We start from the raw sequence: 17,073 nt of genomic DNA, 5'->3' as shown, positions 1-17,073 counted from the left end.
CATGAAGCCTTTTACGCCTTGGCCCGAGCGCATTGTCCGTCAAAACCACTGCCTCAATACCGTTCCCTGCGCTGTCTTGGTACCGGTCATTCACAAAGACGGGGAAGAACATTTAGTGTTTGAAGTCCGCAGTTCCAAGCTCGACTGGCAGCCCGGAGAAATCTGCTTTCCCGGCGGCCGCATCGATAAGACCGACGAGAGTCCCTTGGCGGCAGCCCTGCGGGAAACGAGGGAAGAACTGGGCGTTTCTGCCGACCACATCCACCTCTGGGGGCCTTTGGACTACCTGGAATCGCCTGTCGGCGTCACCGTCTGGCCCTTTGCCGCCTATATGGATACCAGTGATTTTACCCTCAGTGCCGGCGAAGTCGACCACACCTTTACGGTTCCCTTGAAATGGTTCGACGCCCATCAGCCGGAAATCGGCAACATCGAGCTGGCAACCCGGCCGGCACCGGACTTTCCGAAGGACCTGGACATGCCCATGCGAGGCCAGTGGCGGCCGCGCCGGACCTACCAGGTAAAGATTTATACGTACGGCGATTATAAAATTTGGGGAATTACGGCACATATCCTTGACAACTTTAGGGGTATCCGTGCTATAATACAACCGTAAGCTTTCCTAAGTATTTGTAACCAGTATAGTTAGGTATAAGAATAAAAACCGACAGTAAAATAAGACGTACCGTGTCAAGGCTATTTTCTCCTTTTTGCCTTGCTAGTACCAAAAAGTCTTGTTAATACTTTAAGATGAGAAAATGGAATGGTTATATTGTGATTTATAGCACTTTTGCTATTGATTTAACTTGTGAAAAGTTGTACAATGCACTTGTAAGCACTGAGACCGTGTGAATATATATCCAAGCTGTTTTTTTGTATCAACCGGACAATGTATTGTCTCAGATTTCAGGTTTTATCTTAAGGCTTTACTGTAAATTAACTATACACTAAGGAGAGTGGACACATCATGGATTTTAACTTAACAGAAGTACAACAGGATTTCATGAACCTCGCTAGAGATTTCGGTGAAAAGAGATTAGCTCCTACGATCATGGAACGCGACCATCAGGGCATTTATGATGACGCACTGATCGCTGAACTGCTCAGCTTGGGCATCACAGGCGCTTACTTTGAAGAAAAGTACGGCGGTGCCGGCGATGACGGCGGCGACGTTTTGAGCTACATCTTGGCTGTTGAAGAATTAGCTAAATACGATGCTGGCGTTTCCATCACCTTGTCTGCAACGGTTTCCCTCTGTGCTAACCCGATTTGGCAGTTCGGCACGGAAGAACAGAAAGAAAAATTCTTGGTTCCCTTGGTTGAAGGCACGAAACTCGGCGCTTTCGGCTTGACCGAACCGAATGCCGGCACGGACGCTTCCGGCCAGCAGACTGTCGCTGTTAAAAACGACGACGGCACGTACACCCTGAACGGCTCCAAGATCTTCATCACCAATGGCGGCCATGCTGATATCTACATTGTCTTCGCTATGACCGACAAGAGCAAAGGCAACCACGGCATCACGGCCTTCATCCTCGAAGACGGCATGCCTGGCTTCACTTATGGTAAAAAAGAAGACAAGATGGGCATCCATACGTCCGTCACGATGGAACTCGTATTCCAGGACGTCAAAGTTCCGGCTGAAAACATGCTCGGCGAAGAAGGCAAAGGCTTCAAGATCGCTATGATGACCCTCGACGGCGGCCGTATCGGCGTCGGCGCTCAGGCTCTCGGCATTGCAGAAGCTGCTTTGGCAGATGCTGTTGAATACTCCAAACAGCGTGTACAGTTCGGCAAACCGCTCTGCAAATTCCAGTCCGTTTCCTTCAAATTGGCTGACATGAAGATGCAGATCGAAGCTGCTCGCAACCTCGTTTACAAAGCTGCTTGCTTGAAACAGGAAGGCAAACCGTTCACGGTTGAAGCTGCTATCGCAAAACGCGTTGCTTCCGACGTTGCTATGCGTGTTTCCACTGAAGCTGTCCAGATCTTCGGCGGCTATGGCTACAGCGAAGAATATCCGGCTGCTCGTCATATGCGCGATGCTAAGATCACTCAGATCTACGAAGGCACGAACGAAGTTCAGCTCATGGTTACAGCTGGTGCTCTGTTAAGATAATTGAAGTTTATGATGCAGGCTTGGCATCAGCCAAGCCTGTTGCATAAAAAAAGACTTTAGGAGGCAAACGTAAATGGAAATATTGGTATGTGTCAAACAGGTTCCGGACACAGCAGAAGTTAAGATTGACCCCGTAAAAAATACCATCATCCGTGCTGGTGTTCCTAACATTTTCAACCCCTTCGACCAGAACGCACTGGAAGGTGCTCTGCAGTTGAAAGACGCTGATAAGGATAACGTCAAAGTCACGTTACTCTCCATGGGTCCTGAACAGGCTAAAGATGTCCTTCGTGAAGGTCTCGCTATGGGTGCTGACGATGCTTATCTCGTATCTGACCGTAAACTCGGCGGCTCCGATACGTTAGCCACGGGCTATGCTTTGGCACAGGCTGTTAAAAAAGTTGCTGAACTCAAAGGCATCGAAAAATTTGATTTGGTTCTTTGCGGCAAACAGGCTATCGACGGAGATACCGCTCAGGTTGGCCCGCAGATCGCTTGCGAACTCGGTATTCCGCAGATTACGTATGCTCGCGACATCAAAGTCGAAGGCGACAAAGTCACTGTCCAGCAGGAAAATGAAGAAGGCTACATCGTAACTGAAGCTAATTTCCCTGTCCTCATCACAGCCGTAAAAGACTTGAATGAACCGCGTTTCCCGACCATCCGCGGCACGATGAAAGCAAAACGCCGTGAAATCCCGACCTTAGACGCTGCTGCTATCGGCGTTGACGAAACGCTTATCGGTTTGAGTGGTTCTCCGACAAAAGTTCGTAAAACTTTCACTCCGCCTCAGAGATCCGGCGGTCTCGTTCTCAAAGTTGAAGACGACAACGAACAGGCAATCGTCGACCAGCTCATGGAAAAACTGACTGCCCAGAAAATCATTTAATTCAAGGAGGAACAGTGAAAATGGATTTAGCAGAATGCAAAGGCATTTATGTAATTGCTGAACAGTTTGAAGGCAAATTACGTGATGTATCTTTTGAATTGTTGGGTCAGGCCCGCATCTTGGCTGACACCATTGGCGACGAAGTCGGCGCTATTCTTATTGGTAAAGATGTAAAACCGTTGGCACAGGAACTGATCGCTCACGGTGCTCATAAAGTTTTCGTCTATGACGATCCTAAACTCGAACATTACAATACGACGGCATATGCAAAAGTTCTTTGCGACTTCTTCGAAGAAGAAAAAGCTAACGTATTCCTCGTCGGTGCAACCAACATCGGCCGTGACCTCGGCCCTCGCGTTGCCAACACCTTGAAAACGGGCCTTACGGCTGACTGCACGCAGCTCAGCGTTGACGACGACGGCAAGACCATCGTTTGGACTCGTCCGGCTCTCGGCGGCAACATCATGGCTGAAATCATTTGTAAAGACAACCGCCCGCAGATGGGTACGGTTCGTCCGCACGTTTTCAAAAAACCGGAAGCTGACCCCAATGCAACGGGTGAAGTTATCGAAAAAGAAGTCAAAGTTTCCGATGCTGACATGATGACTCGTTTCGTCGAACTCATTAAAATGGGCGGCGAAGGCGTTAAGATCGAAGACGCTGACATCATCGTTTCCGGCGGCCGCGGCATGAATGGTGAAGAACCGTTCGCTACGGGCATCCTGAAAGAATGCGCAGACGTTCTCGGCGGCGCTGTCGGTGCTTCCCGTGCCGCAGTTGACGCTGGCTGGATCAGCGCTCTCCATCAGGTCGGCCAGACGGGTAAAACCGTTGCTCCGAAGATCTACATTGCCTGCGCTATCTCCGGTGCTATTCAGCACTTGGCTGGTATGTCCGGCTCTGACTGCATCATCGCCATCAACAAAGACGAAGATGCTCCGATCTTCAAAGTTTGCGACTACGGTATCGTAGGCGATGTCTACAAAGTTCTTCCGATGCTCACCGCAGCTATCAAGAAAAAGAAAGGCATTGCATAAGTTACCTGATTGTGCATAATCAAAGCACTGTCTCTTGTGAGGCAGTGCTTTTTTTTGCGACATATTCCGGGTGGAAAGATGGTTTCTCTCACTTGACAAGGCCCGAAACGTGCCGTATAATTTACGCATACCTTAGATATAAGAGAAAAGCTTTGAAAAGGACAACACTTTACAGCTCCTTTATGACAGAGAGAGGTACGTTGCTGGGAGTACCTTATAAAGACTGAAAAGTTACCGCCTTGGAGCTGAGTTTCTGAACTGAGTAAGAAGCTCCGGACGCCCCGTTACGGCGCTTGAGTACGCTGGGATTTTTCCTGGTGAACTAGGGTGGAACCACGTGAGTAATGCTCTCGTCCCTTGAGGACGAGGGCTTTTTTTATTAAGGAGGATGTTTCGTATGGCAGAATTACTGTTGAAAGATGGAAGCAAAAAAAAATTTTCCGATGGCATTTCTCTTGCCCAGGCCGTAAAAGAACTGAGCAACAGTCTTGCTAAAAAAGTATTGGTCGCAAGGGTAAACGGCGAAGTCACGGACCTTCGTGAAACCATCGTCGACGGCTCGACGGTCGAATTCTTCACCTTTGCCGATCAGGAAGGGAAGGATACCCTTCGCCATACAGCCTCTCATATCATGGCCCAGGCGATTCAGCACCTCTATCCGGGCGTCAAGTTCGCCATTGGCCCGTCCATTGAAAATGGTTTCTACTATGACCTCGATACAGAACACCGCTTCACACAGGACGACTTCGGTGCCATTGAAGCTGAAATGGCTAAGATCGTAAAAGAAAACCTTCCCATTACCAAAGAAATTCTCTCCCGTGCCGACGCGTTGAAGATGTTCAAAGATGCCGGCCAGGATTATAAAGTAGAACTCATCCAGGACCTTCCGGAAGATGCCGTCATCTCCGTCTATCGCCAAGGCGACTTCTACGACCTCTGTGCCGGTCCGCACTGCGAATCGACAGGCCGGGTCAAAGCCTTTAAGATCCAGACCGTTGCCGGTGCCTACTGGCGGGGCGATGAAAAAAACAAGATGCTCCAGCGTATCTACGGGACGGCTTTTGAAAAGAAATCCGAACTCGACGACTACTTGAAGATGATGGAAGAAGCTGAAAAGCGCGACCATCGTAAATTGGGCAAACAGCTCGGCCTGTTCATGCTCAGCGAATACGGCCCGGGCTTCCCCTTCTTCCTGCCGAAGGGCATGATCGTCCGCAACCTGCTCATCGACTACTGGCGCGAAGTTCACCGCCGCTACGGCTACCAGCAGGTCATGACCCCGATGATCATGAACCGCGAACTCTGGGAAACTTCCGGTCACTGGGATCATTACAAAGAAAACATGTACTTCACCAAGATCGACGATGAAGACTACGCCATCAAACCGATGAACTGCCCGGGCGGCATGTTGGTCTATGCCAACGAACCTCATTCCTATAAGGAACTGCCCCTGCGCATCGGCGAACTGGGACTCGTTCACCGTCATGAATTGTCCGGCGCCCTCCACGGCCTGTTCCGCGTCCGCTGCTTCACCCAGGACGATGCCCACATCTTCATGATGCCCAGCCAGATCGAAGACGTCATCCAGGAAACGATCCGCCTCTTCGACGAAGTCTATGCAACCTTCGGACTGACCTACCACGCTGAACTGTCGACTCGTCCGGACAACTCCATGGGCGACGACGCTACTTGGGAAATGACGACCGATGCCCTGCGCAAAGCCATGGATGACTTCGGCCTCGACTACAGCATCAACGAAGGCGACGGCGCCTTCTACGGTCCGAAGATCGACTTCCACTTGAAGGACTCCATCGGCCGTACCTGGCAGTGCGGTACCATCCAGCTCGATATGCTCCTGCCGGAAAAATTCAACCTGACCTACACCGGGGAAGACGGCCAGAAACACCGTCCGGTCATGATCCACCGCGTCGTCTACGGTTCGATCGAACGCTTCATCGGCATCTTGACCGAAAACTATGCCGGCGCCTTCCCGACCTGGCTGGCTCCGGTTCAGATCAAGATCCTGCCGATCTCTGAAAAACACTTGGCCTACTGCCAGGACGTCGCCAAGAAGATGGAAGCCAAAGGCATCCGCGTCGAAGTGGACGAAAGCAATGAAAAACTGGGTTACAAGATCCGCAAGGCACAGATGGAAAAAGTTCCTTACATGGCCGTCGTCGGCGATAAGGAAATGGAAAACGGTGCCTTCGGCCTGCGCGACCGCTCGAAAGGTGATTTAGGCGACAAGCCGATCGATGACGTCATCGAACACATCCTTCATGTGAGCGCAACTAGAGAAGGCTAATCTCCTTTGTCGAAAGCATGCCCTATGGTAAGCCCTCGAAGGACGAAATCGCTTATACTGTCATTCGCTGTCTCAGGACAGTGAAAAGGGGCTGTTTTTAGGAACAGCCCCCTTTCTTTTTTCTATAAAGGAGTTTCTATGATAATCAACTGGTATCCCGGCCATATGGCCAAGGCCAAGCGCCTGATTCAGGAAAATCTCAAAATCATCGACGTCGTCATCGAACTCGTCGACGCCCGCATCCCGTTGAGCAGCACCAACCCCATGATCAAATCCCTCATCGGCGACAAGCCGTCCGTCGTCGTCCTCAATAAGGCCGATTTGGCCGATCCGGCCGTCGTCGACGAATGGGTGGCCTACTATAAACAGCAGGGGAGAAAGGTCATGGCCCTCAACAGCAAAGGCGGCAAGGGAGTCAAACAGCTCGTGTCCCTCATCCGCTCCTTAGCGGCGCCCAAGCTCGAACGCTGGAAGGCCCGGGGCCTCAAGAACCGCGCCGTCCGGACCATGATCCTGGGCATCCCCAACGTCGGCAAGTCGACGCTGATCAATAAGTTGTCCCACAGAAGCGCCGCCAAGACGGCCGATAAGCCCGGGGAAACGAAGGGCAAGCAGTGGGTCCACATCGGCGACCAGCTCGACCTCCTCGATACGCCGGGCGTCTTGTGGCCGAAACTGGAAAATCAGACCAGTGCCTACCGGTTGGCCGCAACGGGGGCCATTTCCGATACCGTCTTCGATATGGAAACGGTCATTTGCCGGCTCATGGAGGAGCTGACCGACCGCTATCCGGAAGCCCTGAAAGGCCGGTATAAGCTGGAAGCCCTCAGTGACAAGCCACTGGAAACGATTGAAGCCATCGGCCGCAAGCGGGGCTGTATCGTCTCCGGCGGCGTCGTCGACCTGGAAAAGACGTATAAACTCATCTTGAAAGAGTTTCGCGAAGGCGTGATCGGCGCCATTTCCCTCGACCGCCTCGGTGAATTTGAAGGGGATGAATGACATGGACATTGCCAAATTAAAGGTAGCCGACCTGAAAGAGCTGCTGGCCCAAGGCCGGGACATCGAAGCGTTGCTCTCGGCCATGAAGGGCGACGGCCGGGTGTCGGTCCGAAAGCTGGCCGACACCTACATGAAGCGGAAAATCAAGGAAGAAGAGGAACGGGAACGGGTCCTTCACCTCTATGATCCGGAAGGGCAGTATTACCGCCAGGGCCTGTACCATGTAGCCGGTATCGACGAAGCCGGCCGCGGCCCTGCGGCAGGTCCGGTCATGGTAGCCGCCGTCATCCTGCCGCCCTTTTGGGACTGTCCGGGCCTTAATGACAGCAAAAAAGTACAGCCCGCCAAACGAGACGAGCTGTACGATAAAATCATGGCCGAAGCCGTGGCCGTGTCGTGTATCGCAAAATCAGAAAAGGACATCGACCGCCTCGACATCTACCATGCGACGATGCAGGCCATGTACGAGACGGTAGAAGGCCTTGCCGTTCCGGCCGAAGCCGTCCTGGTCGATGCCATGCCCCTGCGGGACCTTACGATGCCGCATCGGTCCCTGGTCCACGGCGACGCCTTAAGCGCGTCCATCGCCGCCGCGTCGATCATCGCCAAGGTGACGCGAGACCGGCTGATGGTCGAATACGACAAAAAATATCCCCAGTACGGCTTTGCCGTCCACAAGGGATATTTGACGAAGATGCATATGGAAGCCCTTCGGGAATATGGGCCCTGTCCGATACACCGGCGGTCTTTTGAACCGATCAAGAGCATGGTGCAGGGGCAAGGCAGTTTTTAGCATAACTTTTAGAATAAATCCTTTCGCCACAATAAGATAGCCGCCGTAATCGTACAGATGAGGGCGATGCCGGATACGTAGAAGAAGCCGTTGGCCGTATCTTGGAAGGGGACCTGGACGTTGATGCCCCATAAACTGAAGATAATCGTCGGAACTGCCAGCATGATCGTAATCGAGGCTAAGAATTTCATGACTAAGTTCAGGTTGTTGGAAATGATCGACGCGAAGGTATCGGACATACTCATAAGGATGTTGGAATACATTTCAACCATTTCGATAGCCTGCTTGTTTTCGATGATGACGTCTTCCAGGAGGTCTTCGTCTTCTTCATACATTTTAATGAGATGGTGAAGGGCCGTGTTGCGGCGCAGGCGCATGAGGCGCTCCATGACGATGCCGTTGCCCCTGAGGGCCGATGTGAAGTAGGTCAAGGATTTCTGTAATTCCAAGAGCATGAAAAATTCCTTGTTGCGCATGGAATGGCGCAGTGTTTCTTCGAGATCATCCGTTCGGTGATTGATCTGCATTAAGTAACGAAGGAATAAGGTTGCCGAACGATAGAGTATTTGAAATAAGAAGCGCGTCTTTTTAAAGGTGTGGAACAGGGGATAGGTGTTTTTCGTAAAAGCGCGCATGACTTCCGTCTCCTCGATACAGAGGGTGATGATGAAGTCGGATGTGATGAAGATACCGAGGGGCAGTGTGTCGTAACTGTCCGTTTCCAGGACGACGGGAATGTTGATGACGACGAAGATGTAGTTGTCTTCGATTTCAACGTGGGAACGTTCTTCCGTGTCCAAGGCGGTTTTCAAAACATCGGTGGGGATTTCCGTGACCATGGATACGAGCTGCAAATCGTCGGAATCCGGGTTTACGACGTTGATCCATGAGCCTTTTTCAGCCGATGCCAAGGAAATGTTTCCATCCAAGTGGCCGTTGCTGTGCTTGTAAACTTGAATCATGTTACGGTACTCTCCCTTTCTGCAGAATCAGGGCCTCTAACCCCAAATTCTAATATAATCATTAATCTTTCGTTCGTCAACCCTTTTGGGGATTTTTTACACAATCTTTGTCTGTCCCGGCGGCGAAGAGGTGCGGCTGGCGACGGACGGCTAATTATGGTATGATAACTATACGAAAAAATAAGGGGAGGCCTGCGTATGACCAGAAAATTCGTACTCACGGCTGATGAAGAGAGTAAACCATTATGCAGTTATTAAAAATGGAGCTGAGAGGCTTCAAATCCTTTGCCGATAAGACAATTTTGAACTTTGATAAGGGGATTACGGCCATCGTCGGGCCCAACGGCAGCGGTAAGAGCAACATTTCCGATGCCGTCCGCTGGGTCATGGGGGAACAGAACATCCGCCAACTGCGGGGCCAGCGTGCCGAAGACATCATCTTTGCCGGTACACAAACCCGCCGGCCTCAAGGTGCGGCCGAAGTATCGCTCTATTTTGATAACAGCGACCATGCCCTGGACACGGAATTTACGGAAGTCGTCGTCACCCGGCGCCTCTTCCGGTCCGGTGACAGTGAATACTATATCAACCGTCGGCCGTGCCGCTTAAAGGATATCCACATCCTCTTTGCCGACACCGGTATCGGTCAGGATTCCATGGCCGTCATCGGCCAGAACCGCGTCGACCGCATCTTGAACAGCAAGCCTGAAGAACGGCGGGTCATCTTTGAAGAAGTGGCCGGCATCAGCCGCTTTAAGGGGCGAAAAGCCGAAGGCCTGCGAAAAATTGCGGAAACGGAACGCAATTTGGAACGCATCGGCGACCTTACCAGTGTCCTCGAAGAGCAGCTGGAGCCCTTGCAGAAACAGGCTGAAACACTGAAGGAGTTCCGAACCCTCGACAGCGAACGACTGGCCTATGAAGGAACTTTGACCTTGCAGGAGCTGCGCAACAGCGAACGCCTCTTGGCCAAAACCGAAAACAGCCGCCAGTCGGCAGCGGCGGAAGAACAGGAAGCGGCCAAAGCCTTGACCGATGCCGAACAGCGGCGCAAGGCCCTCATGGCCTCCATGGCGGCGGAAGAAGAAAAACTGCGCCGCCTCGATGAGGAAGCCATGGCCGTGCACAACGAATTGGACAGCCTGACCCATCGCCAGGAAGCCTGCATTCAGCGAAAAGCCGAGCTGGCTGAGCAGCAGGCTGCCGATGAAAAGGATGAAGGCCAGCTCCAAGAGCGGCAGACGTCTTGGGAAGCCAAGGAGAAAGAACTGCGGCAGCAGAAGGAACAAAAGGAAACCGAGCTGGCAGCGGCTCAAAAGGCCCTGGCCCTGACCGAAACTTTAGTCACCCAAGCGGACGACAAGGCTAAACAAGCAGCCGACGCCCTAAAGGAACGCCTCGATGCCAATTCCAGCCGCAGCCGCGACGCCTTCATGCTACGCCGCGACCGCGATGACCTGCGCCGCCGCTTAGAAGAAAATGCCGACGCCTGTGAAGAAGCCTTTCGCGCTTTCGAAGAAAAAAAGCAGGCCTTGGAAGACTTGAAGGGCCGTAGTCAGGATGTCGAAGACCGAAGAGACCAGTGGCAGCAACGCCTTCGAGACCGGGAAAAGGAGGTTGCCGCTCAGAAGGAGGCCGCTGCCAAGGCGCAGGCCCTCCTGGAGGACGTCGAACGAGACTATCGCCGTCTTCGCAGTGACGTCGACGGGGCTCAACAGCGCATCGGCGTCTTACGGAGCATGGAACAAGAACACGAAGGCTTGGGCCGGGCCGTCAAGGTCGTCCTTACGGCATCGCAGCCCTGGCGCAGAGAACTTTGCGGCGCCGTCGGCGAATTATGCCGCATTCCCGGTAAATTTGCCGTCGCCGTCGACATTGCCCTGGGAGCCGCGGCCCGGTACGTCGTGGCTGAAAACGAAGGGGCGGCCAAACAGGCCATTTCCTATTTAAAAGAAAAGAAAGCCGGCCGGACGACCTTCCTGCCCCTGGATACCCTGAGAAACCGGACGCGGACCGCCGATGAAGAACGGGCCGCATCCGAAAAAGGCATCCTGGGTTTTGCCTCTGATGTCATTACGTATGAAGAAAAATATAAGACGGTCTTTACGTCTTTATTGGGGAAGACCCTCTTGGCCGATACGATGGACACGGGGTCGACTGTCGCTAAGAAATACGGCCACCGCCTGCGCATCGTCTGCCTCGACGGCACGCAGTTCAATGCCGGCGGCTCCCTGACCGGCGGCAGTACGCGAAATCAGGAAGGCTCCCTCATCAGCCGCAGAGCCTTGATGGAAGACTTGCAGCAGCACCTTGACGACGGTCAAAAAAAGCTCCAAGGGTTGACGGAAAAGGGTAAGGCTTTGCGCCGAACGGCTGAAGACGGGAAACAGGTCTTGGAGGCGGCCGAAGAAGCCCTGCAAAAGGCCAAGCAGGAATCGGGCCAAGCCGCATGGCAGGCTGCGCAGCTCGCTTCGGAATTGCGCGGCCTTGAAAAGACCGTGACCGATATGGATAAGCGCGTCGAAGCCCTCGACACGGCCCGCTCGGATATCCAAGCCGACCTCGTTTCCAAAGAAAAGGCCCTCTCGGCCCTGGAAGAAGAACCGGAAACGGACATTCACCAGTGGCAGGCCGCAGCCGATGCAGCCAAGGCCGAAGCGGAGCGGTGCCGGAAGAACCTGACGGAATGTCAGATCACGGCGGCGACCTTAAAAGAACAGGTCCGCCATGGGGAAGAACAGCTGACTCAGCACGCTTCCTGGCAGGACGAATTGACGAGTCAGCAGGAAATCCTTGCGCAACGGCGTAAGGACCTTCGCGAGCGCCGCCAAACGACGGAAAGGCTCTTACAGGAGCTGGCTCAGAATATCGAAGTGAAGAAGGCCGAAACGGCTCGTTCCGATGAGGCCAAAGAAGCTTTCTATAAGAGCCGCAGCGAACGGCTGCAGCAGAGCCATGACCTGGACGAACTCGTCGACGACCTGCGTAGGCGCAGTCAGACCTGGCAGCAGCGCCTCAATGCCGCCGATATCCAGATGGAAAAATATAAGAGCGATATCAGTCATCATGAAGAACGGCTGGCCATGCAGGGCCTGAGTCGGCAGGAAGCCATGGATCGGCGCCGCGAAGGCTCGCTGAAAGAGCTTCACGACAAGGTCAGTCAGTTAAAATCACAAATAACGGCCTTAGGTACCATCAACCCGGCTGCCGAAGACGACTATCAGGCAGCCCTGGATAAACAAGAATTTTACAAGAAGCAGTGCCTCGATTTAGAAGAATCGAGAGAAAAGCTGCGGGCCGTCGTCGCCGACATCGACAAGGCCATGGCTGACCAATTCGGTCAGGCCTTTCAAGATATCGGCGTCCATTTCCAGCAGATTTTCAGCTGCCTCTTTGAAGGCGGCACGGCCCATTTGGCCCTGACCGATAAAGAACACATCTTAGAGTCCGGTGTCGAAATCTACATCCGGCCGCCGGGAAAGAAACAGCAGTCTCTGACCCTCCTCTCGGGGGGCGAACGAGCCCTTACGGTCATCGCCCTGCTCTTGGCCTTTTTGGCCTTTCATCCGGCGCCGTTCTGTCTGGTCGACGAAGTCGACGCGGCCCTCGACGAAGCCAATGTAGAGCGCATGGCCAAGTATCTCCAGAATTACAGCGGCTCGACGCAGTTCATCGTCATCACCCACCGCCGCAAGACGATGGAAGCGGCCAATACGCTCCTCGGCGTCACCATGGAAGAAAAGGGCGTATCGCGGCTGCTGTCGGTCAAAGTAGATGAATTATTAAAGGAAGGAACATGATCATGGGATTTTTTTCAAAACTTCGAAAAGGCTTAGAAAAGACGAAACACTCGCTCATTCAAAATATAGAGACCGTCGTCCGCGGCTACGCGAAAATCGACGACGACATGTATGACGACTTGGAAGCGGTCATGCTGACCGGTGATATCGGCGTCGAAACGACGGAATACCTCCTCAATCAGATTCGGACCGGCGTCAAGAACCGGGATATCAAAGACGGGAACGACGTCGTACCTTACCTCGAAGGGGGCATCGTCAAGCTTTTGAATGAAAACGATGAACCCCTGCCGGAAACGGAGGGGACACGGGTCATCTTCGTCGTCGGCGTCAACGGCGTCGGCAAGACGACGACCATCGGCAAGTTAGCGAAATACTATGAAGAACAGGGGAAATCGGTCATGCTGGCTGCCGGCGATACCTTCCGGGCTGCCGCGTCGGAACAGCTGACCATCTGGGCCGAACGGGTCGGCGCTCCCATCGTCAAGCATCAGGAAGGGGCCGATGCGGCAGCCGTCGTCTTCGACGCCACGGCTTCGGCGAAAGCCCGGAACATTGATATCCTCCTGGTCGATACGGCAGGCCGCTTGCAGACCAAGTCCAACCTCATGGAAGAACTGCGGAAAATGGCACGCATCGCCGGCCGCAACATCGACGGGGCTCCCCAGGAAACGCTGCTCGTCCTCGATGCCACGACGGGACAGAATGCCGTCAGCCAGGCCAAGCTCTTCGGCGACGTCGTTCCTTTGACCGGTGTCGTCCTGACCAAGCTCGACGGCACGGCCAAAGGCGGCGTCATCCTGTCGATTAAACGGGAACTGGGTGTTCCTGTCCGCTGGGTCGGCGTCGGTGAAGGCGTCGACGACCTTCGTCCCTTCGATGCTGCTCAGTTTGCCGATGCCCTCTTCGACAAGAACGTCGCTGCCCGTGAAGAGGGCGGCGAATAAGGAGGGAGGAGGTCATGACCATCGTCGAAGACATGGGCTCGAAACTTGCGGCCCTGCGCCGGGAACGGCCCCTCATTCATCACATTACTAACTTTGTCACCATGGACGACTGCGCCAATGCGACCTTAGCCATCGGCGCCTCGCCGACGATGACCAATTCCGTCGAAGAAGTGGCCGAAATGGCGTCGGCCGCGAAAGCACTGGTCCTCAATCTGGGTACCCTCCAGCAGTGGACCCTGGAGGCCATGATCCTGGCCGGAAAGGCGGCAGCCCGTAAGGGCGTTCCCATCATCTTCGACCCTGTCGGGGCCGGCGGGACGACCTTTCGCACGGAAGCGGCCCTGCGCCTGGTCCGGGAACTGCCCCTTTCGGTCATCCGCGGCAATGCGGCGGAAATCACCTGCCTGGCCGATCATAAGAGCGGGAAGAACCTCGGCGTCGACAGCCTGGTCGGTACCACAGGCAGCGCCTTGGCGGCCGAACTTGCCCAAAAACTGGGGACGACCATTGCCATTACCGGCGCCGTCGACATCATTTCCGACGGCAAGCAGACGGCTGCCGTCCATAACGGCTGCCCCATGCTGACCTATGTATCGGGCACGGGCTGCATGACGTCGTCTCTCATCGGCTCCTTTGCCGCCGTCAGCGACGCCTTCACGGCAGCTGTCGCCGGCGTCACGGCCATGGGCATCGGCGGGGAACTGGCCCTTGAACGAGGCGGCAGTGCCGGTCCCGGTTCTTTTCACGCCCGCCTCTTCGATGCTTTTTACAGCCTGAATGGCGATCTGTTGCAACAGTATGGAAAGGTCTTGATTACCCATGAACAATGTTGAACTTAAAAGAATGACGGTGACGGCTATCTTCATCGCCATCGGAGTCTTGCTGGCTCCCTTCGTTTCATTTCCCTTCGGCGGGGCCCGCGTCTTTCCCCTGCAGCATCTCATCAACGTACTCTTAGCCGTCCTCGTCGGCTGGCGCTATTCGACGGCCGGTGCCTTCTGTATCTCGTCGATCCGCATGGCTATGGGCGTCGGGACGGTCCTTGCCTATCCCGGCAGCATGATCGGTGCCGCCCTGGCCGGCATCTTATATAAAAGAACCGGTTCCATCTGGGGGGCCGTCGTCGGTGAAATCATCGGGACCGGACTTTTAGGCGGCCTCATCGCCTACCCCGTGGCGGCCTTCGTCTTAGATTCCAAAGCCGTGGCCTTGTGGTTTTTTATCGTTGCTTTTTTACCCAATACCTGTCTCGGTGCCGCCTGCGGAGCCCTGTTATACCGCTTTTTGCCGGTTCGTAAATTGGCCGGCCAATTGGGAAAATAATAATTACAAGTTGTTTACAACCTTATATTGACTTATATAGTGCGGTATATTAAACTATAAAGTGGTACTGGGTTTTATGTTTGAGTTTCAGAGACAGTATGTTATATTTTTGTGAGTAGGATGTGTTTGAATGACAGAAAATATCCGCGCCAAGATTTTGGCGGAAGCCTTGCGTGAAATCGACCGGCACGGTTCCGATTTCCACATGGATGATTTAGCCCGCAAGCTGCGCATCAGTAAGCGAACCTTGTACGAATATTTTTCGTCAAAGCAGGAAATCGTGGAAGAAGCGATCAGTTCGTTTCTTGAAAGGGTCTACCAATACCATCGGGAGCTCGTCGACGACGACAGCCTGACCTGTGAAGAGAAATTGATTGCCTATTTCGACGTGCCGGATGAAAACTGGCAGGTCTTGTCGGTCCGGAAGGTCTCTGACCTTTTAGTGAAGATGCCCGACGTCTATGATCGATTGCAGTCCCGCTACCAAAAGGATTGGAGTCTCTTGGAACAAATCCTCGATGAAGCCCAGCAGACAGGGGCCTTCAAACCTTTTGACAAAGTCCTGTTATTGCGCATGCTGCACAGCGCAGCCGATGATATCATCGATTACTTCAATGATGTCAATCAAGATTCCAGTTTTAGTGCCTATATGAAACGTTGTATAAAGGTCTTATTGTACGGCATTAAAAATCAGGAATCGAAAGAAATAGGAGGAAAAAAAAAGATGATACAAAAACGCAAACTCGCGACGATGAGTGTTGCCGTCCTGACGGCTGCGGCGCTCCTAGCCGGTTGTGGTGCTGATAAAGACGCAGCGAAAGCGGCCGTTGCTGTCAATACGTATAAAGTCGTCGCCTCAGACACTCCCATTCAAGCTGAATACAGCGGTACCGTATCGGCTATGGATAAGGTACCCGTTCAGCCGCGGATTTCCGGCCGAGTCGTAGAAAAATACGTCCAGGGCGGTCAGGATGTCACGGCCGGCCAGGCCTTGTTCCGCATCGACAGCCGTACGTACGATGCCGCCTTAGCCCAGGCCCGGGCAACGCAGGCCCAGTCCGAAGCCAGTTTAGCCAACGAGCAGTTAAATCTGCGCCGTTACCAGGCCCTGGCCAGCCAGGATGCCATTCCGCAGCAGACCGTAACCGACCAGGAAGCGGCTACGCGCCAGCAAGCAGCTGTCGTCGCGGCCAATGCGGCCCAGGTCGATGCCGCCCAGGATAACGTCGACGATACCATCGTCTACGCACCCTTCAGCGGTAAACTGAACGTCGACGACGTCCCCATCGGTACCTTTGCGACAGCCGGTTCGACGGCACTGGTCACCATTTCGTCGAGCAACCCGGTCTATGTCGAATTTTCCATCAGTGAAGCCGAATACCTGCAGATGACCAAGCAGGGCAGTGACGGCGCTGGCAATAACTGGGGCGATCACCTCCTGCTCCGCCTGAGCGACGGCTCCATGTATCCCTATGCCGGCCGTATTGCCCAGGTCAACCACGGCATGGACGGCAGCTCCGGATCGATCGTCATCAAAGCTGTCTTTGACAATCCGGAAAACCTCCTCATCCCCGGCCTCTATGCTACGGTCATTTCCGATACCAGAATTCAACGCAGTGCCTTGTCCGTACCTCAGCGGGCTGTCCAGCAGCCCCTCGGTAAATACTACGTTTCTGTCATCGACGGCAATGGACAGGCTCAGACTCGGGAAGTTACGCCGGGCCAGAAAGTCGGTAAATTCTGGATCATCACCAGCGGACTTCAGAGCGGCGATATCGTCATCGTCGACGGCTATCAGAAAGCCAAGGGAGCGACCCTCGACCAGCACCTGCTGACCAAGGCGGATATCGATAACGATAACTCCAATACGGCTTCTGACTCGTCGTCAAACAAGTAGGG

General features: G+C 53.8%; 13 protein-coding genes and 1 other annotated feature. Of the genes, 12 read left to right on the top strand and 1 reads right to left on the bottom strand.

All coding sequences use genetic code 11. The annotated features are described in order from the left end of the window. Window position 1 precedes the first annotated feature (1 nt). From A0U42_RS01140 to A0U42_RS01110, 7 genes are all read left to right on the top strand, one after another. Window positions 2–616: a CoA pyrophosphatase gene (locus A0U42_RS01140; protein WP_065359541.1), complete on the top strand. Its 615-nt coding sequence runs from the start codon at window positions 2–4 to the stop codon at window positions 614–616. Window positions 617–967: 351 nt separating this feature from the next. After that, entirely contained in the window at window positions 968–2,119 is a 1,152-nt protein-coding gene (locus A0U42_RS01135; protein WP_044503460.1) for an acyl-CoA dehydrogenase, read from the top strand. A gap of 73 nt (window positions 2,120–2,192) precedes the next feature. Further along, window positions 2,193–3,008 carry an electron transfer flavoprotein subunit beta/FixA family protein gene (locus A0U42_RS01130; RefSeq protein WP_044503461.1) on the top strand — a complete coding sequence of 272 codons (816 nt, stop codon included), beginning with the start codon at window positions 2,193–2,195 and terminating at the stop codon, window positions 3,006–3,008. A 20-nt stretch (window positions 3,009–3,028) separates the two neighbouring features. Next, a complete protein-coding gene (locus A0U42_RS01125) occupies window positions 3,029–4,045 on the top strand; it encodes an electron transfer flavoprotein subunit alpha/FixB family protein (protein ID WP_065359540.1) in 1,017 nt (338 codons plus the stop codon). 143 nt (window positions 4,046–4,188) lie between these two features. After that, window positions 4,189–4,406 (top strand) — a binding site (T-box leader). 36 nt (window positions 4,407–4,442) lie between these two features. Continuing rightward, window positions 4,443–6,350 (top strand): threonine--tRNA ligase, encoded by a 1,908-nt coding sequence (thrS, locus tag A0U42_RS01120; protein WP_065359539.1) that lies wholly within the window; start codon window positions 4,443–4,445, stop codon window positions 6,348–6,350. A 138-nt stretch (window positions 6,351–6,488) separates the two neighbouring features. Continuing rightward, window positions 6,489–7,352: a ribosome biogenesis GTPase YlqF gene (gene ylqF / locus A0U42_RS01115; RefSeq protein ID WP_065359538.1), complete on the top strand. Its 864-nt coding sequence runs from the start codon at window positions 6,489–6,491 to the stop codon at window positions 7,350–7,352. A 1-nt stretch (window position 7,353) separates the two neighbouring features. After that, window positions 7,354–8,145 (top strand): ribonuclease HII, encoded by a 792-nt coding sequence (locus tag A0U42_RS01110; protein ID WP_065359537.1) that lies wholly within the window; start codon window positions 7,354–7,356, stop codon window positions 8,143–8,145. An 8-nt stretch (window positions 8,146–8,153) separates the two neighbouring features. On the opposite strand, the gene A0U42_RS01105 is transcribed toward A0U42_RS01110, so the two are convergent. Then, window positions 8,154–9,107, bottom strand: a complete 954-nt coding sequence (locus tag A0U42_RS01105) for a magnesium transporter CorA family protein (RefSeq protein WP_044503466.1) — start codon at window positions 9,105–9,107, stop codon at window positions 8,154–8,156. 245 nt (window positions 9,108–9,352) lie between these two features. On the opposite strand from A0U42_RS01105, the gene smc reads away from it, so the two are divergent. The 5 genes from smc to A0U42_RS01080 all read left to right on the top strand — a co-directional run bounded on the left by smc (window position 9,353) and on the right by A0U42_RS01080 (window position 17,071). Then, on the top strand, window positions 9,353–12,907 hold the full coding sequence (gene smc / locus A0U42_RS01100) for a chromosome segregation protein SMC (RefSeq protein ID WP_065359536.1): 3,555 nt from the start codon (window positions 9,353–9,355) through the stop codon (window positions 12,905–12,907). A gap of 2 nt (window positions 12,908–12,909) precedes the next feature. Beyond that, window positions 12,910–13,851 carry a signal recognition particle-docking protein FtsY gene (gene ftsY, locus A0U42_RS01095; protein WP_065359569.1) on the top strand — a complete coding sequence of 314 codons (942 nt, stop codon included), beginning with the start codon at window positions 12,910–12,912 and terminating at the stop codon, window positions 13,849–13,851. 14 nt (window positions 13,852–13,865) lie between these two features. Next, a complete protein-coding gene (gene thiM, locus A0U42_RS01090) occupies window positions 13,866–14,684 on the top strand; it encodes a hydroxyethylthiazole kinase (protein ID WP_065359535.1) in 819 nt (272 codons plus the stop codon). Further along, the gene (gene thiW, locus A0U42_RS01085) at window positions 14,671–15,174 is read left to right on the top strand and encodes an energy coupling factor transporter S component ThiW (protein ID WP_065359534.1); all 504 of its coding nucleotides are present in this window, start codon (window positions 14,671–14,673) and stop codon (window positions 15,172–15,174) included. The genes thiM and thiW overlap by 14 nt, the downstream gene beginning before the upstream one ends. Before the next feature lie 130 nt (window positions 15,175–15,304). After that, window positions 15,305–17,071, top strand: a complete 1,767-nt coding sequence (locus A0U42_RS01080) for an efflux RND transporter periplasmic adaptor subunit (protein ID WP_255304071.1) — start codon at window positions 15,305–15,307, stop codon at window positions 17,069–17,071. Window positions 17,072–17,073 lie beyond the last annotated feature (2 nt).

It is taken from the genome of Megasphaera sp. DISK 18 (assembly GCF_001682955.1).
GTDB classification, from domain to species: Bacteria; Bacillota; Negativicutes; order Veillonellales; family Megasphaeraceae; genus Megasphaera; species Megasphaera massiliensis.
The sequence above is the reverse complement of the archived record's forward strand: the minus strand, read 5'-3'. Positions and strand labels throughout refer to the sequence as shown.